This is a genomic window from Sphingomonas sp., assembly GCF_036387595.1.
In the GTDB taxonomy this organism is placed as follows: Bacteria; Pseudomonadota; Alphaproteobacteria; order Sphingomonadales; family Sphingomonadaceae; genus Sphingomonas.
On sequence record NZ_DASVTL010000008.1, the window covers coordinates 1 to 4,506 of the forward strand.

The window sequence follows — 4,506 nt, forward strand, 5'->3', positions numbered from 1 at the left end:
CAGGAAGGCATCCAGATGCATGGCGGCATCGGCATGACCGACGAATATGACATCGGCTTCTTCATGAAGCGCGCCCGCGTGCTGGCGGAGATGTTCGGCGACGCCAACTACCATGCCGACCGGCTGGCCCGGCTGGCGGGCTATTGACCAAAACCCGTTCGTCCTGAGTAGGGACTGAGTAGCGCCGCAGGCGTGTAGCGAAGGCCCGTATCGAAGGACATGGGCTTACCCACCTGCCCTTCGATATGCCGCCTCGGCTTCGCTCGTCGGCTACTCAGGGCGAACGGAAGTCTTGTGCGATGGCCCTGAACACCCCCCGCGACACCCCGCCGGAGACGCTCGTCGCCTCGCTCGTCGCGCTGCTCGACGTCGAACAGCTCGACACCGACCTGTACCGCGGCGCGCGCCAGCCCGGCGGGGTCGGCCGCGTCTTCGGCGGCCAGGTGATCGCCCAGGCGCTCCAGGCGGCACAGCGTTCCACCGACGCGCCCAAGACCGCCCATTCGCTCCACGCCTATTTCATGCGGCCGGGCGACGAGAACCACCCGATCATCTACCGCGTCGTCCGCGATTTCGAGGGGCGCAGCTTCGCCACGCGCCGCGTGATCGCCACGCAGAACGGCCAGCCCATCCTCAGCCTTACCGCCTCGCTCCAGGTGCCGGAGGAAGGGCTGCACCACCGGGACGCGATGCCCGACGTGCCGCCGCCCGACGCGCTGCGCTCCGAGCGCGAGCTGCGCGAGGAGATGATCGACGAGATCCCGGAGAAATGGCGCCCGCATCTGCTCCGCCCCCGCCCCGTCGAGATCCGTCCCGTTCATGCGCGCAGCTGGTTCCGCCCCGAAGCGCGCGAGCCCGCCCAGGCGAGCTGGTTCCGCCTCTGCGCGCCGATCGGCGACGACGCGGCGATGCACCGCGCGGTGCTGACCTACACGTCCGACATGTCCTTGCTGGGCACCTGCACCCTGCCCCATGGCGTCAACTGGATAACGCACGACCTCCAGACCGCGAGCCTCGACCACGCCCTCTGGCTCCACGAACCCTTCCGCGCCGACGAATGGCTGCTTTACGCCACCGACAGCCCCTGGGCGGGCCATGCGCGCGGCTTCAACCGGAGGCGCATCTTCGCGCAGGACGGCCGCCTAGTGGCGAGCGTCGCGCAGGAAGGGCTGATTCGGCTGCGGAAGTAGGGTGAAGGAGGCGGTAATGACCGCTCTCGCCCATTTGCCGATGTTGAGCGACCACGCTAGGTTCAGCTCACTGCTGTGGAGGTATGCTTTGCGCTTGATCGACCTTCTGCAATCGACCTCCGAATGGCAAGACGACGACGCGACGATCTACGTAGCGCAGCCATGGTCCGGTGATTCGGATGCAGTTATCATCAAGTCCGCGCCAGACACCACGGAGCCGGTTAAACACGGCGAGATCAGCTACAGCTACTTTCTCGAAGCCTTCATCGCTCGCGACTTCATTAAGGACTACGCTGCGTCGGGCGAGGGCGCATCGGCAACGGAGAGCGAGCGTTGCGAACGCTTGATCCGCTACGCAGAGGACGACGCCTAGGCGGCGTGGACAAATTTGAGCCAGTATCTTGCGGTGGCGAGGTGGACCATGCCGAGGAAGCTGCTGGCGAGTTGGTCGTAGCGGGTGGCGATGGCGCGGTTGATCTTGAGGTGGCCGAACATGCGCTCGATGCGGTTGCGCTGCTTGTAGAGTACACGGTCATGCTCGATCTTCATGCGGCGGTTTGACCGGCCGGGGATGACCGGTTCGATGTTCCGCTTGGTAAAATCAGCGCGGATGGCGTCGGCATCGTAGCCCTTGTCGGCAAGCAGAGCATCCGGTGCTCGCTCTGGCAGGACGATCAGAGCATCATACGCCTTGCAGTCTGCCGCCTCGCCGCCGGTCAGGTAGAAGGCGAGCGGTCGCCCGAGGGCGTCAGCCAGGCAGTGAAGCTTACTGGTGAACCCGCCCCGCGAGCGGCCAAGAGCGCGTCGATGAGCCCCCCTTTTCCGCCCGCTGCCGAGACGTGGGCGCGAACGGTGGTGCTGTCGATGCTGTAGTGGCCGGTATCCGCCATGATCTCGGCCAGCGTGACCGCCACGATCTCCCATACCCCGGCTTCGCTCCATCGCCGGAACCGGCGATAGATGGTGTTCCAACTTCCGTATTTGGGCGGCACGTCGCGCCACGGTGCACCGCACCGCAGCCGCCAGAGTATGCCGTTGATAATCGAGCGGTTCTGTTCGGGAGGCCGTCCCCGACCTCGGTTCTTCCGCTCGATTGGCAGCAAGTTCCTCAGGATGCGCCATTCCGCCTCGGTAAGATCGCCCCGGCTCAAGCCCACCTCCAAAAAGCAGAATTGAATCAATCCTTTCCGGCTGCGTCAACGATGGTGCTCACATCGGGTCTGGTGATGCTCGGTGTATTGCGGTCGCTCATCTGTTATCCTCGCTGCAAGAGGATCATATGCACATCACCGAACAAGACGGCACCTTCACCGCGCAACATGTTACCGGCCCAACGCACAACATGCTTCGACTGACCTTGGTACGAGGAAGCCCGCAGGAGTTCGCCGTTACGGTGCTACCTGCCATTGGCGAGTGTCTGCATTACGAGGGCTTGACTGCCGAAGAGGTCCTGCCAGCGATTCAGTCGGGCCTTGCCGACGTGAATGCGGCGCTTAAGGCGGACTACGTCATCAAATCTGCCGAGATTGTCGAGAACGACAGTCGGCAGCGTGGCATCTACGAGTATTTGACACGCAAGATCATAGAAAAAGCAGCGGAGACCGACCGGGCCTGAGCGCCACAGTTGCCCGCGCGAATTTGTCCACGCCGCCTAGCAAACGTCCGCTAACCACCGGTTTCGGACATCCTCGCCGACAAGCTCCCGACCCTAAACCGCCGTCCGGCCATATTCCTGCTTCGTCACCGGGTGGCTCGACGACAGCCCGCCATCGACCGCGATCGCCTGGCCGTTGACATAGCTGGCATCATCCGACGCCAGGAACAGCGCGACCCTGGCGAGTTCCTCGGGCTGGGCGCCGCGGCGCAGGGGATTGAGGCGGCCGACGCGGTCCATCTTTCCGGCGTCGCGCGCATAGTCGAAGGTCGGCTTGGTCATCCCCGTCTCGGTCAGGCCGGGGCAGATGGCGTTGACGCGGACATTGGACCCGGCGAGCTGCTGCGCCGACACCTGGGCGAGGTTGATGACGCCCGCCTTGGACGCCGAATAGGCGGGCGATCCCGCGCCCGAGCGGATGCCGGCGACGCTGGCGGTGAGCACGATCGCCCCGCCCCTTCCGGTATCCCTGGCGCGCTCGGCGATGCGCGGCGCGGCATGCTTGATCGCCAGGAACGGGCCGATCAGGTTGACGCGCAGCACCTCCGCGATGAGCGCCACGTCCGTGTCGAAGATGTTCGCCATCCCGCCCGATATGCCCGCATTGGCGAACATCACGTCGACGCCGCCGAATTCGGCCACCGCCAGCTCGACCGCGCGCACGACATCCTCCTCCAGCCCGGCGTCGATGCGGATCGCGCGCGCGATGCCGCCCGCTTGCCCGATCAGCTGCGCGGTCTCGTCGGCGCCCTCGGTCCGGTCGGCGACGATCACCGACCCGCCCTCGGCCGCGAACAGGCAGGCGGCGGCGCGGCCGATGCCCGATCCCGCGCCGGTGACGATGATCGACTTATTCCGGAACCTCATATCGTCACGCCCCCATCCACCACGATCGTCTGTCCGGTCATGTAGCTCGACGCGTCGCTCGCCAGGAACACGACCGCGCCCGCGATCTCGTGCGGCTCGCCGATGCGGCGAAGCGGGGTCTCGGCGTTGCGGCGCGCGGCGGCCTCCGGGTCCTCCCACAGGGCGCGCGCGAAATCGGTCTTGATGAGCCCCGGCGCGATGCAGTTCACGCGGACATTGTGCGGGCCGTATTCGACGGCCAGGTTGCGCGCGAGCTGCATGTCGGCGGCCTTGGAGATGCAATAGGCCCCGATCACGGGCGACCCGCGCAGGCCGCCGATCGACGACACGATCACCACCGACCCGCTCCCGCGCTCGCGCATCTCGGGCGCGACCATCGATATCAGCCAGTGGTTGGACAGGATGTTGTTGTCCATGATCTTGCGGAACTGCTCGTCCGCGATCCCCTCTTGCGGGCCGTAATAGGGGTTGGACGCGGCGTTGCAGACGAGGATGTCGACACGCCCGAACGCGCGACGGGTCTCGTCGACCAGGTTCCGGAGCCCCGCCTTGTCGGAGATGTTGGCCGCCACCGCGATCGCGCTGCCCTCGCCATATTTGCCGTTGAGTTCGTCCGCGACCGCCTCGCAGGCGTCCTGCTTGCGGCTGGAGATGACGACCTTGGCGCCGTGCTCGGCCAGCTCGAAGGCGGAGGCGCGGCCGATCCCGCGCGACGATCCGGTGACGATCGCGACCCTGCCGGTCAGGTCGAATTGCGACATGCTATGCTCCCGCCTTCACCGCGAAGTCCCACGC

At 65.9% G+C, this 4,506-nt stretch carries 7 protein-coding genes; 4 read left to right on the top strand and 3 right to left on the bottom strand.

All coding sequences use genetic code 11. The features are described from left to right. The 3 genes from VF643_RS00380 to VF643_RS00390 form a co-directional block, all read left to right on the top strand. Window positions 1-147: acyl-CoA dehydrogenase family protein (locus VF643_RS00380; RefSeq protein ID WP_414713753.1), on the top strand; the 147-nt coding region annotated here is incomplete at its 5' end. Between the two features lie 152 nt (window positions 148-299). After that, entirely contained in the window at window positions 300-1,190 is an 891-nt protein-coding gene (locus VF643_RS00385; protein ID WP_331041382.1) for an acyl-CoA thioesterase II, read from the top strand. A 16-nt stretch (window positions 1,191-1,206) separates the two neighbouring features. Then, window positions 1,207-1,563, top strand: a complete 357-nt coding sequence (locus VF643_RS00390; RefSeq protein ID WP_331041383.1) for a hypothetical protein — start codon at window positions 1,207-1,209, stop codon at window positions 1,561-1,563. On the opposite strand, the gene VF643_RS00395 is transcribed toward VF643_RS00390, so the two are convergent. Continuing rightward, window positions 1,560-2,341, bottom strand: a protein-coding gene (locus VF643_RS00395; protein ID WP_331041384.1) for an IS5 family transposase whose coding sequence is annotated in 2 segments (ribosomal slippage) — window positions 1,560-2,002 and window positions 2,002-2,341 — 783 coding nt in all. Because the reading frame shifts where the segments join, the coding sequence is not laid out codon by codon here. The two genes, VF643_RS00390 and VF643_RS00395, sit on opposite strands and share 4 nt — an antisense overlap. Before the next feature lie 128 nt (window positions 2,342-2,469). Between VF643_RS00395 and VF643_RS00400 the strand changes: the two genes are divergently transcribed. Then, window positions 2,470-2,805 (top strand): hypothetical protein, encoded by a 336-nt coding sequence (locus VF643_RS00400; RefSeq protein ID WP_331041385.1) that lies wholly within the window; start codon window positions 2,470-2,472, stop codon window positions 2,803-2,805. Between the two features lie 93 nt (window positions 2,806-2,898). Here the strand turns inward: VF643_RS00400 and VF643_RS00405 are convergent, their stop codons facing one another. Next, complete coding sequence (locus VF643_RS00405; RefSeq protein ID WP_331041386.1) at window positions 2,899-3,711, bottom strand: SDR family oxidoreductase; 813 nt, start codon at window positions 3,709-3,711, stop codon at window positions 2,899-2,901. Then, window positions 3,708-4,472: an SDR family oxidoreductase gene (locus VF643_RS00410; protein ID WP_331041387.1), complete on the bottom strand. Its 765-nt coding sequence runs from the start codon at window positions 4,470-4,472 to the stop codon at window positions 3,708-3,710. The genes VF643_RS00405 and VF643_RS00410 overlap by 4 nt, the downstream gene beginning before the upstream one ends. Between the last annotated feature and the right edge of the window lie 34 nt (window positions 4,473-4,506).